This window comes from Shewanella psychrophila, assembly GCF_002005305.1.
Lineage (GTDB): Bacteria > Pseudomonadota > Gammaproteobacteria > Enterobacterales > Shewanellaceae > Shewanella > Shewanella psychrophila.
This window is the reverse complement of record NZ_CP014782.1, coordinates 575,952-593,479: the sequence shown is the minus strand read 5'-3', so window position 1 is coordinate 593,479 and position 17,528 is coordinate 575,952. Positions and strand designations below refer to the sequence as shown.

The window sequence follows — 17,528 nt, the reverse complement described above, 5'->3', positions numbered from 1 at the left end:
TACATACTTTATTTAGTTGCCCACCTTATTCAAAGTGGAAAACTGAATGCTTACACGTGAATATAGAGAGTAACATTCTATATGCTTGAAACCAGACAGACCATAATAATGACAAGGTGCTTCAGCCTCTTTAAATCAGAGATTCACACAGTTGAACATCTCAAAACTTAACTGCATCTTGGCCTGGTTCACATTTTATGGCCAACATCATAAAACATTCCAGGCAATTTTCAAATTCCACTAATGGCGAATGCCAAGTACAATGTCAGTATCAAGCCACACTATGCCAGAAGACAGCCAGAGTGAGTCATACTATTTCTCATCAAAAACCATCAAAAAAAGCCACTGCGAAGCCCTTGGCAGATAAATCCTCTGCCTGGGGTGATAAAAAGAAAGTAAGCAAATATAAAAAAAACAGTGCCATAGGATCCAAAACAGGCAAGCCAGCGAGGGGAAAGCCCGCGGCTACAGAACCTGTGATACTTCTGTTTAATAAACCCTTCGATGTCCTCTGCCAATTTACCGATGAGCAAGGCCGGAAGACCCTGAAAGATTTCATTCCTGTGAAAGATGTCTATGCCGCGGGAAGATTAGACAGAGACAGTGAAGGTCTACTATTACTAACCAATGATGGAAAGTTACAAGCAAAAATCACCGAACCCAAAAAGAAAACCTTTAAAACCTATTGGGTACAAGTGGAAGGAGCTCCAAACGAAGAAACACTTCAAAGATTACGCGATGGCGTCAAACTCAAAGATGGTATTACGCTACCTGCAAAGGTCTCCATCATTTCAGAACCTAATGTCTGGGGCCGCGTCCCTCCTATTAGAGAACGTAAGAATATACCGACCACCTGGCTCGAAATTCAGATCTGCGAAGGTCGCAACCGGCAGGTAAGACGCATGACCGCCCATATTGGTTTCCCCACCCTCAGACTCATCCGTTATAAAATAGGTCAATGGAGTCTCGACGATATTGATATTGGGCAATACCGCATTTTGGATATGACAGCCAAGCGCTGACCCAAATAAGTTTAAGCTCATTGCTTTGAGGACATTGAAATGACACCAAGATATAAGCCCAATGTCACTGTAGCCTGCATCATAGAGGCTCAAGGGAGATTCCTGATTGTCGAAGAGCTTATCCAAGGTAAACAAAGGTATAACCAGCCAGCAGGCCATCTGGAACATGGAGAGAGTTTACTTCAGGCCTGCCAAAGAGAGGTTCGGGAAGAAACCGGACTCGAAATAATACCTCAAGGCCTAACGGGAATTTATCAGTTTTCAGCCAATGACTCCCTCGCCTTCTTAAGGTTTACCTTTCATGTGGCCCTCAATGATTGTCTCCCGGCTCAACCACAAGATCCGATAATCAAAGACACACATTGGTTGATCTATGCTGAAATTTCGGCTCTGGGAAACAGTTTAAGAAGCCCATTAGTTCTCTCATGCCTCGATGATTTTCTACACAAAACTCACTATCCGCTACAAGTGCTCAATGACGACTATCTCAAGTTAGCCCCGAACAATAATGCGTGATAGAATACGCCCCCGAAAATGTAACTTATTTTGCTCATTGTAAGAAACCTGTCAATTGTGGGTATTTCACCTAATTGTCAGCTTACTTTTCAAAGTAAAACAGCTGCAAAAGACTCAATTTAACGGTTTTTAGGATCTATGGCATCAATCGAACCCACTGCAAATAACAATAAAAAAGTCATTGTCGGCATGTCCGGCGGTGTCGACTCATCTGTCTCGGCTTACTTGCTACTCAAGCAAGGTTATCAGGTCGAAGGACTTTTCATGAAAAACTGGGAAGAAGATGATACTGATGAATATTGTGCTGCTGCCGATGATCTAAAAGATGCTCAAGCTGTATGTGACAAGCTTGGGATCAAGCTGCATACAGTGAACTTCGCCTCCGAGTATTGGGACAATGTGTTCGAATATTTCTTGGCAGAATACAAGGCAGGCCGTACACCCAATCCTGATATCATCTGTAACAAAGAGATTAAGTTCAAAGCTTTTCTCGAATTCGCCGATGAAATTCTAGACGCTGATTACATTGCCATGGGGCATTATGTACGTCGCAGCGATAACACAGGCCAAAGCCAAATGTTACGTGGCATCGATGGCAATAAAGATCAAAGTTACTTCCTCTATACACTCAGTCATGAGCAAATATCCCGTTCTCTTTTCCCTGTTGGCGAGCTCGACAAGAGTGAAGTCAGAGAAATAGCCAAAGAGATGGGCCTTATCACCCATGATAAGAAAGACAGTACCGGAATTTGTTTTATCGGCGAGCGTAAGTTTACCGACTTTTTAAGCACCTTCTTACCCGCCCAGCCCGGTAATATTGAGACCTCAGAAGGCGACGTTATCGGCAAGCATCAGGGGCTCATGTACCACACCTTAGGTCAACGTAAGGGTCTGGGTATTGGCGGAATGAAGAACAGCAATGACGATCCTTGGTATGTAGTAGATAAGGAAATGGACAGAAATGTCTTAATCGTTGGCCAAGGTGGCACTCACCCAAGATTAATGTCCGTGGGCTTCTACGCTGACCAGCTACACTGGGTCGACAGAAAAGGGCCAATCAATGGCGCAAAAATCACAGTAAAGACCCGCTACCGTCAACACGACGTGGCTTGTACCCTGTTCCTCGAAACCAATGATAAAGGCGAAGACACAATCAGAGTCCTGTTTGATGAACCTGTTGCGGCTGTAACCCCAGGTCAATCGGCGGTCTTCTATTCTGGTGAACTCTGCTTAGGCGGCGGCATCATCGACTCATTAATCAGAGATTAAGCCGTGAACGAGCAACTAAATGAACGCACCATGGCCTTTGCAGGGATTTTGCAGGCTATCGCCCAAGTGCAACACATTGCCAGACACGGAAGTGCCGATACCGATAGCCTCGCTGCCAGCCTAAACACAGTGTTGGTCACAGAAGCTGAGACCACATCAGATGTCTATGCAGATAAGATAACCCTGAGAAAAGGCTATCAATTGATCGTCAATCAGTTAGGCGATGGCAAAGAAAAAGATGTAGAGGTAACACGTTACCTTGTCGGCATCCTTGCCTTAGAACGCAAATTGTCTCGTGGCAATGCCATGGGGATCTTAGCCGAAAGAATCAATCAGGTGCACCGTCAACTGCACCACTTCTCAATTACTGACGAGCAGGTAGTCGCCAATTTTGCCGGTATCTACAGCGATATTATCAGTAGCTTAGGTCCAAAAATCCAAATTTCGGGTAACCCAGAATTTCTGAAACAATCTCAGGTTCAGGAGAAAATCCGAGCCCTATTACTCTCTGCCATGCGCAGTGCAGTATTATGGCGCCAATTAGGAGGCAAGCGTAGACACCTTGTCTTCGCCAGAAAAACAATAGTCGATATAGCTAAAAAAAGCCTCACCCTATAATAAGTCAAGTTCATTAAGGAGCTTCTAATGGAACTTTCCGCACTAACTGCTATCTCTCCCGTAGACGGTCGTTATGGTAGTAAAACCGCCTCATTAAGAGGGATTTTCAGCGAGTACGGCCTGACCAAGTACCGTGTTCAAGTCGAAATAAACTGGTTAAAGCTGCTATCTAGCTGCCCAGAAATAGTTGAAGTTCCACCGTTCAGCGAAGCGGCACTCGCCCTTCTTGATCAAATTAAAGATAACTTCAGTGAAGAAGATGCACTGAGAGTTAAGGCTATCGAAGCGACCACTAATCATGATGTAAAAGCGGTCGAATACTTCATCAAAGAGCAGATTGCCGATAATGCCGAACTGGTCGCTATCGATGAGTTTGTTCACTTCGCCTGTACCTCAGAAGACATAAACAACCTGTCTCATGCTCTGATGTTAAACGAAGCACGCGAGCAAGTTCTTGCTCCTTATTGCCAGAAGATTATCGATGCTATCAAGGGACTAGCAGTGGAGCACAAAACTGTGCCACTGATGTCCCGTACTCATGGTCAGCCAGCTTCACCTTCGACTTTAGGTAAAGAGATGGCCAACGTTGTGGTGCGTCTGGAGCGTCAGCTTAAGCAGATCCAAGCAGTCGAAATCATGGGCAAGCTCAATGGTGCTGTGGGTAACTACAATGCTCACATCTCAGCTTACCCTGAAGTCGATTGGCATACCTTGTCCGAGCGCTTCGTCACAAGCTTAGGCATAAACTGGAACCCATACACGACTCAAATTGAGCCTCACGATTATATCGCAGAGTTGTTTGATGCCATCGCTCGTTTCAACACTATCCTGATCGATTTCGATCGTGATATCTGGGGTTATATTGCACTGGGTCACTTCAAGCAAAAAACCATAGCCGGTGAAATTGGTTCTTCGACCATGCCACATAAAGTTAACCCTATCGATTTCGAAAATTCGGAAGGTAACTTAGGCATAGCAAACGCTTTGATGCAGCACTTAGCCGCTAAACTGCCGGTATCGAGATGGCAACGTGACCTTACCGATTCTACCGTGCTCCGTAACTTAGGCGTAGGTATGGCTCATGCATTGATTGCATACCAATCGACGCTAAAAGGCATCAGCAAGCTAGAAGTTAACGAAGCTCAGCTGAGAGCCGAGTTGGACAAAAACTGGGAAGTATTAGCAGAGCCTGTTCAAACCGTGATGCGTCGCTACGGCATCGAGAAGCCCTATGAGAAGCTTAAAGAACTGACTCGTGGTAAGCGTATCGATGGTGAGCAGCTAGCTGTTTTCATCGAGGGTCTAGAGCTTCCTGCAGAAGTGAAACTTGAACTTAAAAAGATGACGCCAGCCAACTACATTGGCCGCGCCGAAGCCTTCGTAGATGAACTAAAGTAACGCTTCAATAGTCTATAAGACAATCGAAACCAAAGGCGGTAAGCTTATCCTTACCGCCTTTTTTATGACCTTATTAATAAGCCACCTATGTATAAACTGAATCTCAATACCCAAGACTTCTTAGCACTGCATTGGCAGAAGACCCCCTTAGTCATCAAAAACGCCTTCACGGATTTTATCGATCCTATCAGCGCCGATGAATTGGCAGGCCTCGCCTGCGAAGAAGAAATCTCATCCCGGGTTATCATCACCAAAAATGATGGATGGGATATCATTCAGGGTCCTATAGAAGACTACGATCAATTTGGTGACGATAACTGGCAATTATTGGTGCAAGCCGTCAACCATTGGTTTCCTGATTCAGTTGATCTCGTCGAAGCCTTCAGATTTATCCCCGATTGGCGTTTCGACGATCTCATGGTCTCATTTGCCACCCCAGGTGGTGGTGTTGGACCTCATATCGATAACTATGACGTTTTCCTGCTTCAAGGCGAAGGGACCCGCCGCTGGAAAGTCGGTGCTAGAGGAGATTACTCTCCTCGTGGTGGCGATACTCACACAGCCCTCATCGACGATTTCGAGCCCATTATCGATGTGGTATTGGAAAAAGGCGATATGTTATATATCCCGCCGGGCTACCCTCATAGAGGGGAGACAATCACCACCGCCCTGAGCTATTCCATAGGGTATCGGGCACCGAGTCAGCAAGAACTCATGAGTGGACTGGCTGATCATCTGCTAGACACCAACACAGGCTCACAGCGCTTTATCTCAGAAAATGAACCAAAAATGCCAGCGAGTCTGTCCATAGCTCATCAAACGGGAATATTGGCTCTGCTGCAAGACCTTTTAGCACAGCCTCAGCATTACCAACAGATGTTAGGCCAGCTACTGAGTCAAAACCGCTTCGAGCTGGATCTATGTGAACCAGAGCAAGAGTACTCGGCGGCTGATTTAGCATCGGCCTTATCGGAAGGTGCGCGGTTAGTCAGAATTGGCGGATTGAAAGTCATCAGTCTCGAGGGCGATACGCAATCACGCTTGTTCATTAACGGCGAGGAATTTGAGTTAAACATAGATCAGGATGAGTTAGCCCATATCGCTAATCAGATGTGCTTGGACAATGATAAAATGCTCGCCTTCACTGATTCTGTAGAGCTAAAAAAGTTTCTTCTCACTATGCTTAACGTAGGCTATTACTATTTAGCCTAAACTTGGTCAACTTAAGTCGAGTTCCTTTAGGCTTAGCTAACAAGATCAAAAATAGCCCCTTATAAGGGTAATGCCGATCGTTTAAGAACACTTGAACGATCTTGCAAATGATTGATAGTCCCTATCAGTATTCTGGTGGGGATTTTTTATGTTTGCGTATAGAGCTATGAGTCTGTTGAAGAAAATGGATCAAATAGAAAAGGGATATGGCTAAAATACGATCGGCAACAATCACTTGAGGCGATACTTTGCCCTCTATTATTGGTTTTTATTCTCTATAGAGGTCCATTGTGTCATTCATTTTGCGGCCTTGTTAATGTCAAAGGTTCTCCGCCGCTAGCTGGCTTATCCAAATCGATGAACGTGACGTGAAATCCACATATTCCGCAGAATTCCCACCGAATGTCATTAATCTTGTATGTGACACGTTCGCACTTTGGACACACGAGGTATGGCCGCTCTTTAGCAGGCTATTGTGCTTCGTTTTTAAGCTTGATTAGCTCTAGTAAGTTGGTGATAACAGAACGAACTTCAAAAGCTGGCATAGCTGGCGAAAATGCGTAGCCGCAATTAATAAGAACAGCTGTGAGCGCTTGCCACTTACCGAGTCGGCCACTTATTCCATTTTTCTCTGCCATTTCTAGTTGAAGCGTTTCAAAGCTATATGAGTTTATGAGTTTGTTGGCCACAGCTATCCTCCAAATCAAATGGCATGAAGATCTCAGGCACTTTAGGGGTTTGTATTAAATCAGCTTTTATAACAAAGCGGTGTCCCCTGCCCAAGCATCCTGAATAACCGTATGCCTTCCAATTGCAATACAATTTTGTAGACTTTACTTCGCAGAAAAAAGGTTCTACTGATAATTGACCACATGAAGGACAGCGAAAAGTCTGACTCTTGCATATACTTTTAAACTCATCGAGGGTGGCATACACCGTCAGATTTTCAGTATCCGGAAAAGGTAGGCGGTAATCGCTGTACCAGTGAGATACTGAAGTTGTCCGACTATCTTCCATTGCCTTTAGTAGTGAGTGAGATGTTTCACCGATAATCACGGCCCATAGTGGTATGCGAACACGAATACGACCTGTAAATTCAGCAATATTAAGGGAGCAGCTGTTACTAGACATTTCGATAATGTTTAAGAGCAAGTCCTCAAACTTTTTGCCTTTATCTAAATTTATCTGTTTCATTTCAGTCGTACCCACTTTTAAGATTGATACAGCCTTAGATATACGTATTCTTTCCTTCTCGATTTTAGTTATATCCTATTCTTTGCTTTAGCTTTTCACTTTGAAAACTTGTTGTTCGCTAACTTCTTAGCAACACCTTCACGCTTAAATTTCGATTGATTATTTGCAGCCCAGTTATCTAAATGAAACATCAACCGAGCGTGAGCAGGACTCATTAAGCCCACCTTAACATCCATCTATTCACTATTTATCCCTATACACCCTGGCAATGTTTAATGGTTGTAAGCATGGAAATATAAGTAGTATAAGAAACGCTACAGAGCAAGTTATATGGGTTTCCGTTTTCAAAATAAATTCAAATTGGCCAAAGGCATTAGTATTAACCTAAACAAGTCTACCTTTGGGCTTGGCAGAGGTGACGGCCCTAGCCTATCAATAGGTGGTAGAGGGCTAGGCATCAACATTAATAAAAAGGGGCACTTGGATATGGCAGCTTATTTGGTAGCGGATTAAGTTACAGGAGCCAGCCTTATGGCTTTAGCTCTGTACACCAGAAAAGTGAGAATAGCGAACTCTATAGGATCAAGTTTAAGGAAGTATTTAACACCCGCGAAGCTGTTGCGACCGAACGATCTCGTCTCATTTAAGAGTTTGATACGCGTATTGAGAATCCCATGGGCATTATATTAATAGTTACAGAGCCTGTAAATAATTTTGTGTAACTACCTTTCAATCAGTACCCTATGTGGGTCAATGGAAGGTAGAGTATGAATAAAAAAGAACTAGAAGCATTCGCTAAACAAGCCGCTAAAGGCATTAAAACCGAAGCCGATTTAAATGACTTCAGGGCTATGTTAACCAAAGTCACTGTTGAGGCCGCATTAAATGCTGAACTCGATCATCACTTAGGCTATCAAAAAAACGAGAAGGTCGCGGCTGGTAATAACCGCAATGGCTACTCCCACAAACAAATAAAGACCGAAGATGGATGCTTCGAGTTAGACACTCCCCGTGACCGAAATGGTAGCTTTGAGCCTGAGATTGTTAAAAAGAACCAAAGCCGCTTCACCTCGATGGATGACAAAATTTTACATCTTTATGCGAAAGGAATGACGACACGAGATATTGTCGATACCTTTGATGAGATGTATGGCGCAGAGATATCACCAACGCTAATTTCTCGCGTCACTAACTCAGTCCTTGAGCGTGTCGTCGAATGGCAATCTCGTCCGCTAGAACCCGTGTATCCTATCGTTTACCTTGACTGTATTGTGGTTAAAATCAGGGAGAACAGTAAGGTCATCAACAAAGCTATTTTCCTCGCGCTTGGCGTTAACCTCGAAGGCCATAAAGAGTTACTTGGCATGTGGATAGCAGAGAACGAGGGCGCTAAGTTTTGGTTAAATGTACTGACAGAGCTTCAAAATCGTGGACTCAAAGATATCCTCATCGCCTGCATTGACGGTCTAAAAGGTTTTCCTGATGCCATAAATACCGTGTTCCCAAACACTCAAATCCAGCTCTGCATCGTCCATATGGTTCGAAACTCGATGAAGTTTGTGCCGTACAAAGATTACAAGGCGGTGACAGCTGATTTAAAGAGGATTTACCAGTCAGTGACCGAAGAGGAAGCGTTGCTTAATTTGGAACGTTTTGGCGAGCAATGGGACGCTAAATATCCTAGTATCTCAGCATCCTGGCACAGGCACTGGACTAATCTTAATACGCTATTTAATTACCCTCAAGACATCCGGAAAGCCATCTATACAACTAATGCTATCGAGTCATTAAACAGTGTGATTAGGAAAGCAATCAAGAATCGTAAGCTCTTCCCAAATGATGACTCAGCGAAGAAAGTCGTTTACTTGGCGATTATGCAAGCTTCGAAGAAGTGGACCATGCCGATAAGAAACTGGAAACCAGCACTCAATCGTTTTATTATTGAATTTGAAGATCGAATAGCAGACTATATATAATTTAGGTAGTTACACAGAATCTGCTACAGGGTCTAGTTACAGGGTAACCGATCAATATAGGACGTCTTCCTAAGATCATTTGATGTGGCTACTCTCAGGGTAAACCTAATACTGAGAATGCTCATGGCTAAACCTCATCTCACCGACGCTCAAAAATCTACCCTCCTGGACAAGTGGTGCACAACGCCTTTATCTATGCAGGACTTCTGTCATCAGGAGAACATTTCAACTTCTTCTTTCAATCGTTGGCGCCAGCAGTTAACGGTTCCTCCAGAAATCCAGGCTACCGAAGCCGACTGGATAGCGCTTGAGCCCGCTAAGCAAGATAAGCTTCCCGTGTTACCTGACCCAAAACCAAACTGGAACATTGAGCTTGTGCTCCCTGGTGATGTCATTTTACGACTACGATACTGATGTTATTGCCCAGTCCGGATTTACGCATATGGTTGTATGCCAAACCCGTGGACATGCGCAAGCAGTTTGATGGCTTAATCGTATTAGCTAAGCACCAACTCCACGCTTCTCCCATGAGTGGTGAGCTGTTTGTGTTCATTAATCGCAAGCAGACCATGATGAAGGTGCTGTATTTCAGTCGCGGAGGATACTGTTTGTGGAGTAAGCGGCTTGAGTTAGGCCGCTTTCATCACGTTGAGGGTAACGGGGATAAAATCAATCTCACCTGGACTCAACTACAGTGCCTCATCGAAGGCATTAATTGGCAAAAACAAGTGAAAAACAAACGGTTTAGTTCGTTATAACTGGCTGTTTTTGATATAATATCAGCCATGAAAACAACTATCCAGACAGCTTCGTTATCACAAGAAATTGAGCAGCTAAACGCTCAAAATTCTGAGCTGTCTGAAAAAGTGCTCACGCTGCAACAGCAACTCGACTGGTTTAAGCGCCAGTTATTTGGCCGCAAGTCTGAAAAGCTGTTAGAGGATAATCCCAATCAAGAAGTCTTATTTGACCGCCTTGAGTCTGGGGAGCAAGAGCCTGAAGACAAGCAACAGATATCCTATACCCGCTCAGCAAAAAAACGCACCGGCAATGAAGTGAATGACACCGGCTTGCGCTTTGGTGACACGGTACCTACTAAGGTTATTGAACTTAAGGCGCCAGAGCTAGAAGGTGACGATGCTGAGCAGTATGAGGTTATCGGTTATAAAGAGACTCATCGCTTGGCTCAACAGCCGGGCAGCTACACCATTCTTATCTACAAGCGTTCCGTCGTCCGTCACAAAACTGAGCATTGCCTTAGCGTACAACCTGCACCCGATAACGTGCTCGACGGGTGTTTTGCTGATGTCTCTGTTATCGCCGGCATCATGGTCGACAAGGGAGTCTATCATTTACCCTTGTATCGCCAGCACCAAAGAATGCTTGATAGCGGCGTTCAGGTCAGCCGGGCTACTCTCATTAACTGGGTAAAACGGGGCATCGAACTGTTAACGCCTATCTACCGAGCTCAGCTACAGCATATCCTCACCAGCTCTACACTGGCCATGGATGAAGTACCGATGAAAGCAGGGCGTAAAGCGAAAGGTAGGATGAAACAGACTTACTTTTGGCCCATCTACGGTGAAGATGATGAAGTCGCCTTCACCTGGTCATCAAGCCGTGGAGCTAAGCACGCCAAGGAACAGTTAACAGGTTTTACCGGTGTACTGCTCAGTGATGGTTACCAGGCTTATACCAATGTGATAAAAGCACTTAATCGTGATAACGAAGCGAACATCATCCATGCCACCTGTTGGGCTCATACTAGGCGCTACTTCGATAAATCTTTACTCATGGAGCCGGAATTGGCTAAAGAGGCCTTAAAGCAAATCGCCGAGCTCTACAAAATCGAAAAACACATCCGCGATAACCTGACCTACAGCGATGAAATCCTCGCTTATCGGCAAAAGTGGAGTGAGCCCATCGTCGATAGCTTCTTCAAATGGCTCTATGACCAACGGCAACGCCCAGAGATTTTACCGAGCAACCCGTTAAGCAAGGCCCTTAGTTATGCACTTGATAGAAAAACAGAACTTAAGGTCTTCTTGAGTTACCCAGCTGTGCCTATCGATACCAATCACTTGGAGCGAGCTTTACGAGTCATACCCATGGGAAGGAAAAATTATCTATTTTGCTGGACCGAACTGGGGGCGGAGCAGTTGGGGATGCTGCAAAGTTTACTGGTTACCTGCCGTCTGCAAGGGATTAATCCTTACACTTACCTCGTCGATGTCCTGCAACGCGTCAGCCAGCAGCCAGCTTCGAAAGTTGAAGAACTCACGCCGCGAGTGTGGAAGACGAAATTTGCCGACAACCCACTCACATCAGATTTGATGCAGACTTCTTAATCTCCTGCAATACCGTCCTATATTGATCGGTTACGTTACAGGACTTATATTCTTACTTAGTTATTGGCCTGCTGGGTTATTCCTTATTTATTGTGGTCTCATTCTAATCGCAATTAAAGAAGCATCTTTAATAAGAAAAGCCCGTGATCGAGCGGCCATAGTCAAGCAGGAAGAACGACGAGATATTCAGCTAAAGTCTCTGCAATTACAGAAAATGAGCAAGATGGGAGAAGACGAGAAGGCGGAATATTTATTGAATAAGAAAGTTAGAGACAAAATTGCTAATGAAAGAAAAAGCCAAGAGGAGGAAGCGAATATTAAGGCTACCAAGTTTTTGCAAAAAATTCGTGACGCATTGATGATTATTATGGTTAGCGGCCTCCTTTTCCTCGCCTACGTTTAACATCATTCGCCTGTCTAACTGGGCGTTACTAAAAATTGGTCATTCACCAAGTCACTGTCTAGGTGGCTCACATCTCTAAGGCAAAAAACTATGATCTATCTCTTCGTCAGCTGTGTATCATTGCTGGCCGGCCCTATTTTTTATCGTTTTTTGAACTCAGACCATGGTTTAAGAAAAGGGCTAGACGGTTTTATTTTCATCACCATTTCGGGTCTAGTTATTCTGCACATATTGCCAGACTTAGTTAAAGTTGGTGGCGCTATTGCCGTTATTACAGTACTTGTTGGGCTTATATTACCGACAATGGCTGAAAAGTTTTTTAAGGGGGATTTTGGAACGACGCAGAAGATAGCGATTGTATTAAGCCTGTTCGGACTTATGCTTCACAATATCACCGATGGCTGCTCAATCATACTCGCTCAGCAGGCCGATGCTTCAATCATGCTGGCTGTTGGGGTTATCATCCATCGATTACCGGAAGGACTTGCTATTTGGTGGATGGTTCAGCCTAGATCAGGAAGTTTATGGGCTAGCGCGGCACTGTTATTAATGCTTGGTATGACTTGCTTAGGGTATTTTGCAGGCGGGGAACTATTAATACATCTCAACCTTGAGAGCACTGTATACCTTCAGGCCTTCGTAGCAGGTTCTATCATGCATGTTATTCTTCATCAGCATGTCGAAGGCGAATGCTGCAAGAAAGATATGCCAGAGCGTATAGGGGCGCTTATAGGGTTCGCTATTCTCTACATGCTCGTTAACGGCATTGGTCATGTTCATCACCACTAACACAAAGGCCACCTTAATCGGTAGCCTTATTAGCATTCGATTTTGAATCTCAACAACCAAGCAGGTCAATTCACTTTCATTGCGTAATTTCGCCTGTTTATTTTTCAACTGCATACGGATCGTTATTTGCGTCGCTATTCCAGTTGTATTCGGTCAGGCGTTCTATTCGTTTAGCTTCTTTCATGCCGTGCAACTGGCTTACAAAATATAGAGCTGCATCCGTACCAGCGGAAACACCAGAGGACGTTAAGAACTTACCGTCATCGACCCAGCCAGCCCTAGGGTACCACTTCACCTTGTCTGAGAGACTGATAACCCATTTGTAGGCCATTTTATTCGTAGTGGCATTAATATCATCTAGCACCCCTGCTTTGGCTAGTAGAGCTGAGCCTGTACACACTGAAAACACCTTATCAGAAACATCTACTTGATTTTTTATCCACTCCATTCTTAAGGCGTTGTCCACCAGAGAACGAGTACCAATACCGCCAACGACAATAAATAACTCACAAGGGGTGAGATAATCAGTTGAGGTGTCTGTAACTATTCTTGTGCCTTGGTAACTTCTTACAATTTTTTCATTGCCTACTAATGTTATTTCAACATTTTTCATATGGCCGAGCATTTCGATAGGCCCATGAAGATCTAACGTTTCATAGTCATTGAATACAAAGCAAAGAATTCTGAATGGTTTATCTTCCGTCGTGGCACAAGCTTGCGAAGGAATGCCTATTGCGGCCATTACGCCTATTGATAGCGACAAAAAATCAACTCTGTAGTGGTCAACCTTTTTTGGCCACGGTTTTATACGTAAGGCAGAACCTTCTTTCTGATTCATTTGGTGTCAAGCCACCGTTATATTGATGTGGTCTGACTTGGCTATAGTATCCAACTATATAGTTAATGATTGATGCCTTGGCTTCAGTGAAGCTGCTGTAGCCCGTAGAGGGGACCCATTCAGTCTTTAAGCTTCTAAAGAATCGCTCCATAGGTGCATTATCCCAGCAGTTTCCTCGACGGCTTAAACTCTGTTTTATTTGGTATCGCCAAAGTAGTTGACGATATTGTCGACTGGTATAGTGACAACCTTGGTCGCTATGAAACATCAGTGCCTGCGGTCTTCCTCTTGACTCAAAAGCCATTGATAACGCTTTTCCCGTTAAGGTACTATCTGGTGAAAATGACATTGACCAGCCAATTGCCTTTCGAGCAAACAAGTCAATAACCACTGCTAAGTAAGCCCATCGATTACCTGTCCAGATATAAGTCACGTCGCCACACCACACTTGATTCGGCTCAGTGACTTGAAACTGACGCGACAAATGGTTGGGTATTTCAACATGCTCGCTGTCCGCTCTTTTATAGCTATGCTTAGGAAGTTGGCAACTCACTAACCCGAGCTGTTTCATTAGCTTACTCGCTCGATAACGGCTTAAGCTAGTGCCTTTAGCTGTCACTATCTCAGCGATGCTCCTAGCGCCCGCAGAGCCGTTACTAGCAGCGTGGGCTTCTCTCACTAGGCTGTATAATTTAACTCTTCCTGGTGAAATATTTTTCACGCGGCCACACCAATACTTATAGCTACTGCGATGAAGCCCGAACACTTCACAAATACGCTTTACTGTATGGCTCTGCTTGAGCTTCTCGACTAACGAGAACTGTTCAGGGAGTCTGACATCAAGAGAGCTGTAGCCTTTTTTAAAATAGTATTGTGCTCCTCGAGACGGTCAATTTTCTTCTTTAGCTCACGGATTTCAATCTGCTCGTGTGTCATTGGAGAGGCTTTAGGGGAGAGCCCTTTACGCTCCTGTTTAAGCTGTCTAACCCACTTATCCATTCCTGATTTGCTCACGCCCATGACCTTGGCCGCTTCAGTCACTGAATAGTTTTGGTCAACAACTAGCTGCGCCGCTTCAAGTCGAAACTCTGCGCTATATGTGGGTCTAGATTTCTTTGTCATTGTCTCACCTGCTTTAATAGTGAAGTGATGATATCACCTCTAATCAGGTGGCCAAATTTAGTGTGCCACTACAGTCTTCTCATAAATAAACTCTCGAACTAATGCGGTTTAATCAGATTAGCAATAATTAATAACGAGTAAACTCTAATGCTAATAGTTCCACAAACTGACTTCCCCACACAATTGAAAGGTAAGGGCTACCTTAATCGGTTAATAAATACTATTCGGATAGGCATTATTGCGGCTAACTAACTGGATCACAGTCAGCCACGCTGGATCTGTAGCCTACTTTCCAGCTTTAACCGACAATGCTTGTGGATTTTCAGACATAGTTGGCGCTATCAACAATGAAACCGAGGCTATTTCTGTTATATTTCCATTTCCAGCCGTTTTGATAGTTTCAATAAGCCTTGCTCTTGAGCTATGAACGGAGCCATGGAAGTGAAAGACTTGTGCGCAGACATAGGATGATTCTTAGCCTCTTTGTTCGTGGTATTCCAGTAGTTTTCTGCAATGATTTCTCCTTTCATATTCATAATTACGTAACTCTACATAGAAGCTCTACTGCGCATTAAATCGCATAAACTAATTAATGCCTTACTTAATCAAGTGAAAACCGATGACAACTACTATGAGTCTTTGTGAGGATTGATTACGCCTCCGGATAGATAATGATACTTATTATCATTTAAAGGTTAGAGTTCCTTCGGAGAAAACATAAATGTTTAAACTAAGCACTACTTCTATTGCTGTGATGGCCGCAATGACGATTATTCCTGCCCAAGCACATGAGAAGGGATCCGGTGAGATAGAGAGAATTAGCGTAACAGGAACTAAAAGCGTCATATCCAGCCATGGGTCGGCCATGAAGATGGAAACCAGTCAATTAGACACTGCAGGTACAGTTGCCGTGTACGATTCTAGTTTGATGGAAGCGCAAAAGGCTCAGACTCTTGGCGATGTGCTTAAAAACGATGCCAGCGTATCTGCAGGTAACACACGACGTAATCGCGAGCGTTTCTATATGCGTGGTTTTGTACTGGAACCAGATCAAAGTTATTTGCGCGATGGTCAGTTCCATTTATCACGCTACTCGCAACCTATCGAGCTCTATGAGCGTATTGAAGTGCTAAAAGGCACAGGTGCCCTACTCTACGGAAAATCTACCCCTGCGGGCCTGATTAACCTCGTCACCAAAAAAGCAGATAAAGACGAATTTAAATTTAGCATTCAACATGAGTTTGGCTCATTCGGTCACTCTAAATCTACTCTTGATGTTGCAGGAGCCCTTAATGAGAGCGGCACAATAAGAGCTCGAAGCATTTTATCTAAATCTCATAAGGATGGATGGCGAGAATACAAAGATGGTTCTAAAGCTGAGTCAGAGCGATTTGTCGGGGCGTTAATGCTTGAGGGTGATATAAGTGACGATACAACTATCACATTCAACTATGACAAAACAGATGATGACGGCAAGCTAGATATGGGCGCTCTTCACCTTAAAAATAAAAAAACAGGTGAGCATGAGCTAATTGGTAAGCGCGGGTATATTTGGGATATGCCATGGGCCAAACGAAAGTCTGACGTTGAAAACATCGGGTTTACTGTTAATTCAAATCTTAGCGATGATTGGTCATTTAACACGGGTGTGAACAAACAAATCCATGAGCGTAGAACCCTAGAAAGCATGTACGGCAAAGTTCAGGGCGTTGATCTAGAGAAAAAACAATACTCATTGCGTGGTCGAGACACGTTTGAAAAGTTTGCAGTATTAACTGGATATTTCGATCTTAAAGGTGAGTTTGATACTGGCGGTATCAATCATAGAATGGTGATTGGTACCAACTTTATTGATTACTCCCGCACTGGCAAACAGATGAGCATGAAGATTAAAAATAAGGTGAGCTGGGATGCTCCAGCCATCATCAATAGGCCTGACGAACTAGATTATCGTAACGGTAAAGACATGGCTAAGCTTGCCAGAAAATCATATGGTGTTTACGTACAAGATCAGATTGAGCTGAACGACCAGTGGCATGTGATAGCGGGTGTTAGACTCGACAGAGAAGAGACTGACACATCAACACAAAACAATATCCTGCCTAAGCTAGGTGTTATCTATCATCCAACAGATAACACATCGATCTATACGACTTATAGCGAAAGCTTTGAGCCTAAAGATCCTATTATGAATTCCGACGATGTTAACTATGGTAAATCGCTTGACGCTGAACGTGGCGAATCATTTGAGATTGGCGCTAAAGGTGAGTTCTTAGACGGTGCCCTATACCTCTCGACAGCGTTATTCAATATTGAGCAAAACAACAAAGTTATAACTGATAAGACTGGCAAGCACCCAGAGACAACTCAGGCAGGCTCTGTGCGCCATAGAGGTATTGAGTTCTCTGCAGAAGGCCAGCTTACTAATGACCTATCTCTGTTAACCTCAATGATGTATATCGACGCCAAGATAATTAAAGATCCGCGTTTTGAAGGAAACCTTTCTAGAGATGTACCTAAGTTCTCGGCCAGTACTTGGCTAAGTTACAGCCTTACCGATGATACTAAGTTATCGGCTGGTGCCGTTTATGTGGGTGAACGATATGGCGATCCTGCTAATGAATTTTTGAAAGACGGTTATGTAAAAGTAGATCTGGGGCTAAGCCATACGGTCAATTTAGGAAGCGATCATGCTGCTATTGTAAGATTTACGGTCGATAATTTATTTGACGCAGACTATCTAAAAGGAGGCTGTACCAACAATGCTAATTTTGGTGATGGCAGAGCTTTTAAAGCATCACTTGAATATAAGTTCTAATTAAT

The 17,528-nt window shown here is 43.9% G+C and carries 17 protein-coding genes; 13 read left to right on the top strand and 4 right to left on the bottom strand.

Features of this window, described 5'->3' with window-relative positions; genetic code table 11:
• The first annotated feature begins 302 nt into the window (after positions 1-302).
• From sps_RS02750 to sps_RS02725, 6 genes are all read left to right on the top strand, one after another.
• A complete protein-coding gene (locus sps_RS02750; protein ID WP_077755521.1) occupies positions 303-1,022 on the top strand; it encodes a pseudouridine synthase in 720 nt (239 codons plus the stop codon).
• Positions 1,023-1,061: 39 nt separating this feature from the next.
• The gene (locus sps_RS02745; RefSeq protein ID WP_077751074.1) at positions 1,062-1,538 is read left to right on the top strand and encodes an NUDIX hydrolase; all 477 of its coding nucleotides are present in this window, start codon (positions 1,062-1,064) and stop codon (positions 1,536-1,538) included.
• A 138-nt stretch (positions 1,539-1,676) separates the two neighbouring features.
• A complete protein-coding gene (gene mnmA, locus sps_RS02740) occupies positions 1,677-2,807 on the top strand; it encodes a tRNA 2-thiouridine(34) synthase MnmA (protein ID WP_077751073.1) in 1,131 nt (376 codons plus the stop codon).
• Positions 2,808-2,810: 3 nt separating this feature from the next.
• Positions 2,811-3,425 (top strand): high frequency lysogenization protein HflD, encoded by a 615-nt coding sequence (gene hflD / locus sps_RS02735; protein ID WP_077751072.1) that lies wholly within the window; start codon positions 2,811-2,813, stop codon positions 3,423-3,425.
• Between the two features lie 27 nt (positions 3,426-3,452).
• Positions 3,453-4,823, top strand: coding sequence for an adenylosuccinate lyase (purB, locus tag sps_RS02730; protein WP_077751071.1), 1,371 nt, complete (start codon positions 3,453-3,455; stop codon positions 4,821-4,823).
• Between the two features lie 87 nt (positions 4,824-4,910).
• Positions 4,911-6,035, top strand: coding sequence for a ribosomal protein uL16 3-hydroxylase (locus sps_RS02725; RefSeq protein ID WP_077751070.1), 1,125 nt, complete (start codon positions 4,911-4,913; stop codon positions 6,033-6,035).
• Positions 6,036-6,505: 470 nt separating this feature from the next.
• Here the strand turns inward: sps_RS02725 and sps_RS02720 are convergent, their stop codons facing one another.
• Positions 6,506-6,724, bottom strand: coding sequence for a hypothetical protein (locus sps_RS02720; RefSeq protein ID WP_077751069.1), 219 nt, complete (start codon positions 6,722-6,724; stop codon positions 6,506-6,508).
• Positions 6,696-7,229 carry a hypothetical protein gene (locus sps_RS02715; RefSeq protein WP_077751068.1) on the bottom strand — a complete coding sequence of 178 codons (534 nt, stop codon included), beginning with the start codon at positions 7,227-7,229 and terminating at the stop codon, positions 6,696-6,698. Before sps_RS02715 ends, sps_RS02720 begins: the two co-directional genes overlap by 29 nt.
• A 767-nt stretch (positions 7,230-7,996) precedes the next feature.
• On the opposite strand from sps_RS02715, the gene sps_RS02705 reads away from it, so the two are divergent.
• The 6 genes from sps_RS02705 to sps_RS02680 all read left to right on the top strand — a co-directional run bounded on the left by sps_RS02705 (position 7,997) and on the right by sps_RS02680 (position 12,745).
• Positions 7,997-9,205, top strand: a complete 1,209-nt coding sequence (locus sps_RS02705) for an IS256 family transposase (protein ID WP_077751066.1) — start codon at positions 7,997-7,999, stop codon at positions 9,203-9,205.
• Positions 9,206-9,328: 123 nt separating this feature from the next.
• Entirely contained in the window at positions 9,329-9,619 is a 291-nt protein-coding gene (gene tnpA / locus sps_RS02700; RefSeq protein WP_077751527.1) for an IS66 family insertion sequence element accessory protein TnpA, read from the top strand.
• Entirely contained in the window at positions 9,619-9,963 is a 345-nt protein-coding gene (gene tnpB, locus sps_RS02695; RefSeq protein WP_077751064.1) for an IS66 family insertion sequence element accessory protein TnpB, read from the top strand. The genes tnpA and tnpB overlap by 1 nt, the downstream gene beginning before the upstream one ends.
• Positions 9,964-9,990: 27 nt before the next feature.
• On the top strand, positions 9,991-11,553 hold the full coding sequence (gene tnpC, locus sps_RS02690) for an IS66 family transposase (RefSeq protein ID WP_077751063.1): 1,563 nt from the start codon (positions 9,991-9,993) through the stop codon (positions 11,551-11,553).
• A gap of 22 nt (positions 11,554-11,575) precedes the next feature.
• Positions 11,576-11,956 carry a hypothetical protein gene (locus sps_RS02685; RefSeq protein WP_077751062.1) on the top strand — a complete coding sequence of 127 codons (381 nt, stop codon included), beginning with the start codon at positions 11,576-11,578 and terminating at the stop codon, positions 11,954-11,956.
• Positions 11,957-12,046: 90 nt separating this feature from the next.
• On the top strand, positions 12,047-12,745 hold the full coding sequence (locus sps_RS02680) for a ZIP family metal transporter (protein ID WP_077751061.1): 699 nt from the start codon (positions 12,047-12,049) through the stop codon (positions 12,743-12,745).
• A gap of 97 nt (positions 12,746-12,842) precedes the next feature.
• Here sps_RS02680 and sps_RS02675 read toward each other — a convergent pair whose 3' ends face one another.
• Together sps_RS02675 and sps_RS02670 are read right to left on the bottom strand one after the other, a co-directional pair.
• The gene (locus sps_RS02675; RefSeq protein WP_077751060.1) at positions 12,843-13,583 is read right to left on the bottom strand and encodes a DJ-1/PfpI family protein; all 741 of its coding nucleotides are present in this window, start codon (positions 13,581-13,583) and stop codon (positions 12,843-12,845) included.
• A protein-coding gene (locus sps_RS02670; RefSeq protein ID WP_149027206.1) for an IS3 family transposase occupies positions 13,528-14,705 on the bottom strand; the annotation gives its coding sequence in 2 pieces (ribosomal slippage) (positions 13,528-14,447 and positions 14,447-14,705; 1,179 coding nt in all). Before sps_RS02670 ends, sps_RS02675 begins: the two co-directional genes overlap by 56 nt.
• A gap of 721 nt (positions 14,706-15,426) precedes the next feature.
• On the opposite strand from sps_RS02670, the gene sps_RS02665 reads away from it, so the two are divergent.
• Positions 15,427-17,523 carry a TonB-dependent siderophore receptor gene (locus sps_RS02665; RefSeq protein ID WP_077751059.1) on the top strand — a complete coding sequence of 699 codons (2,097 nt, stop codon included), beginning with the start codon at positions 15,427-15,429 and terminating at the stop codon, positions 17,521-17,523.
• The last annotated feature ends 5 nt before the right edge of the window (positions 17,524-17,528 follow it).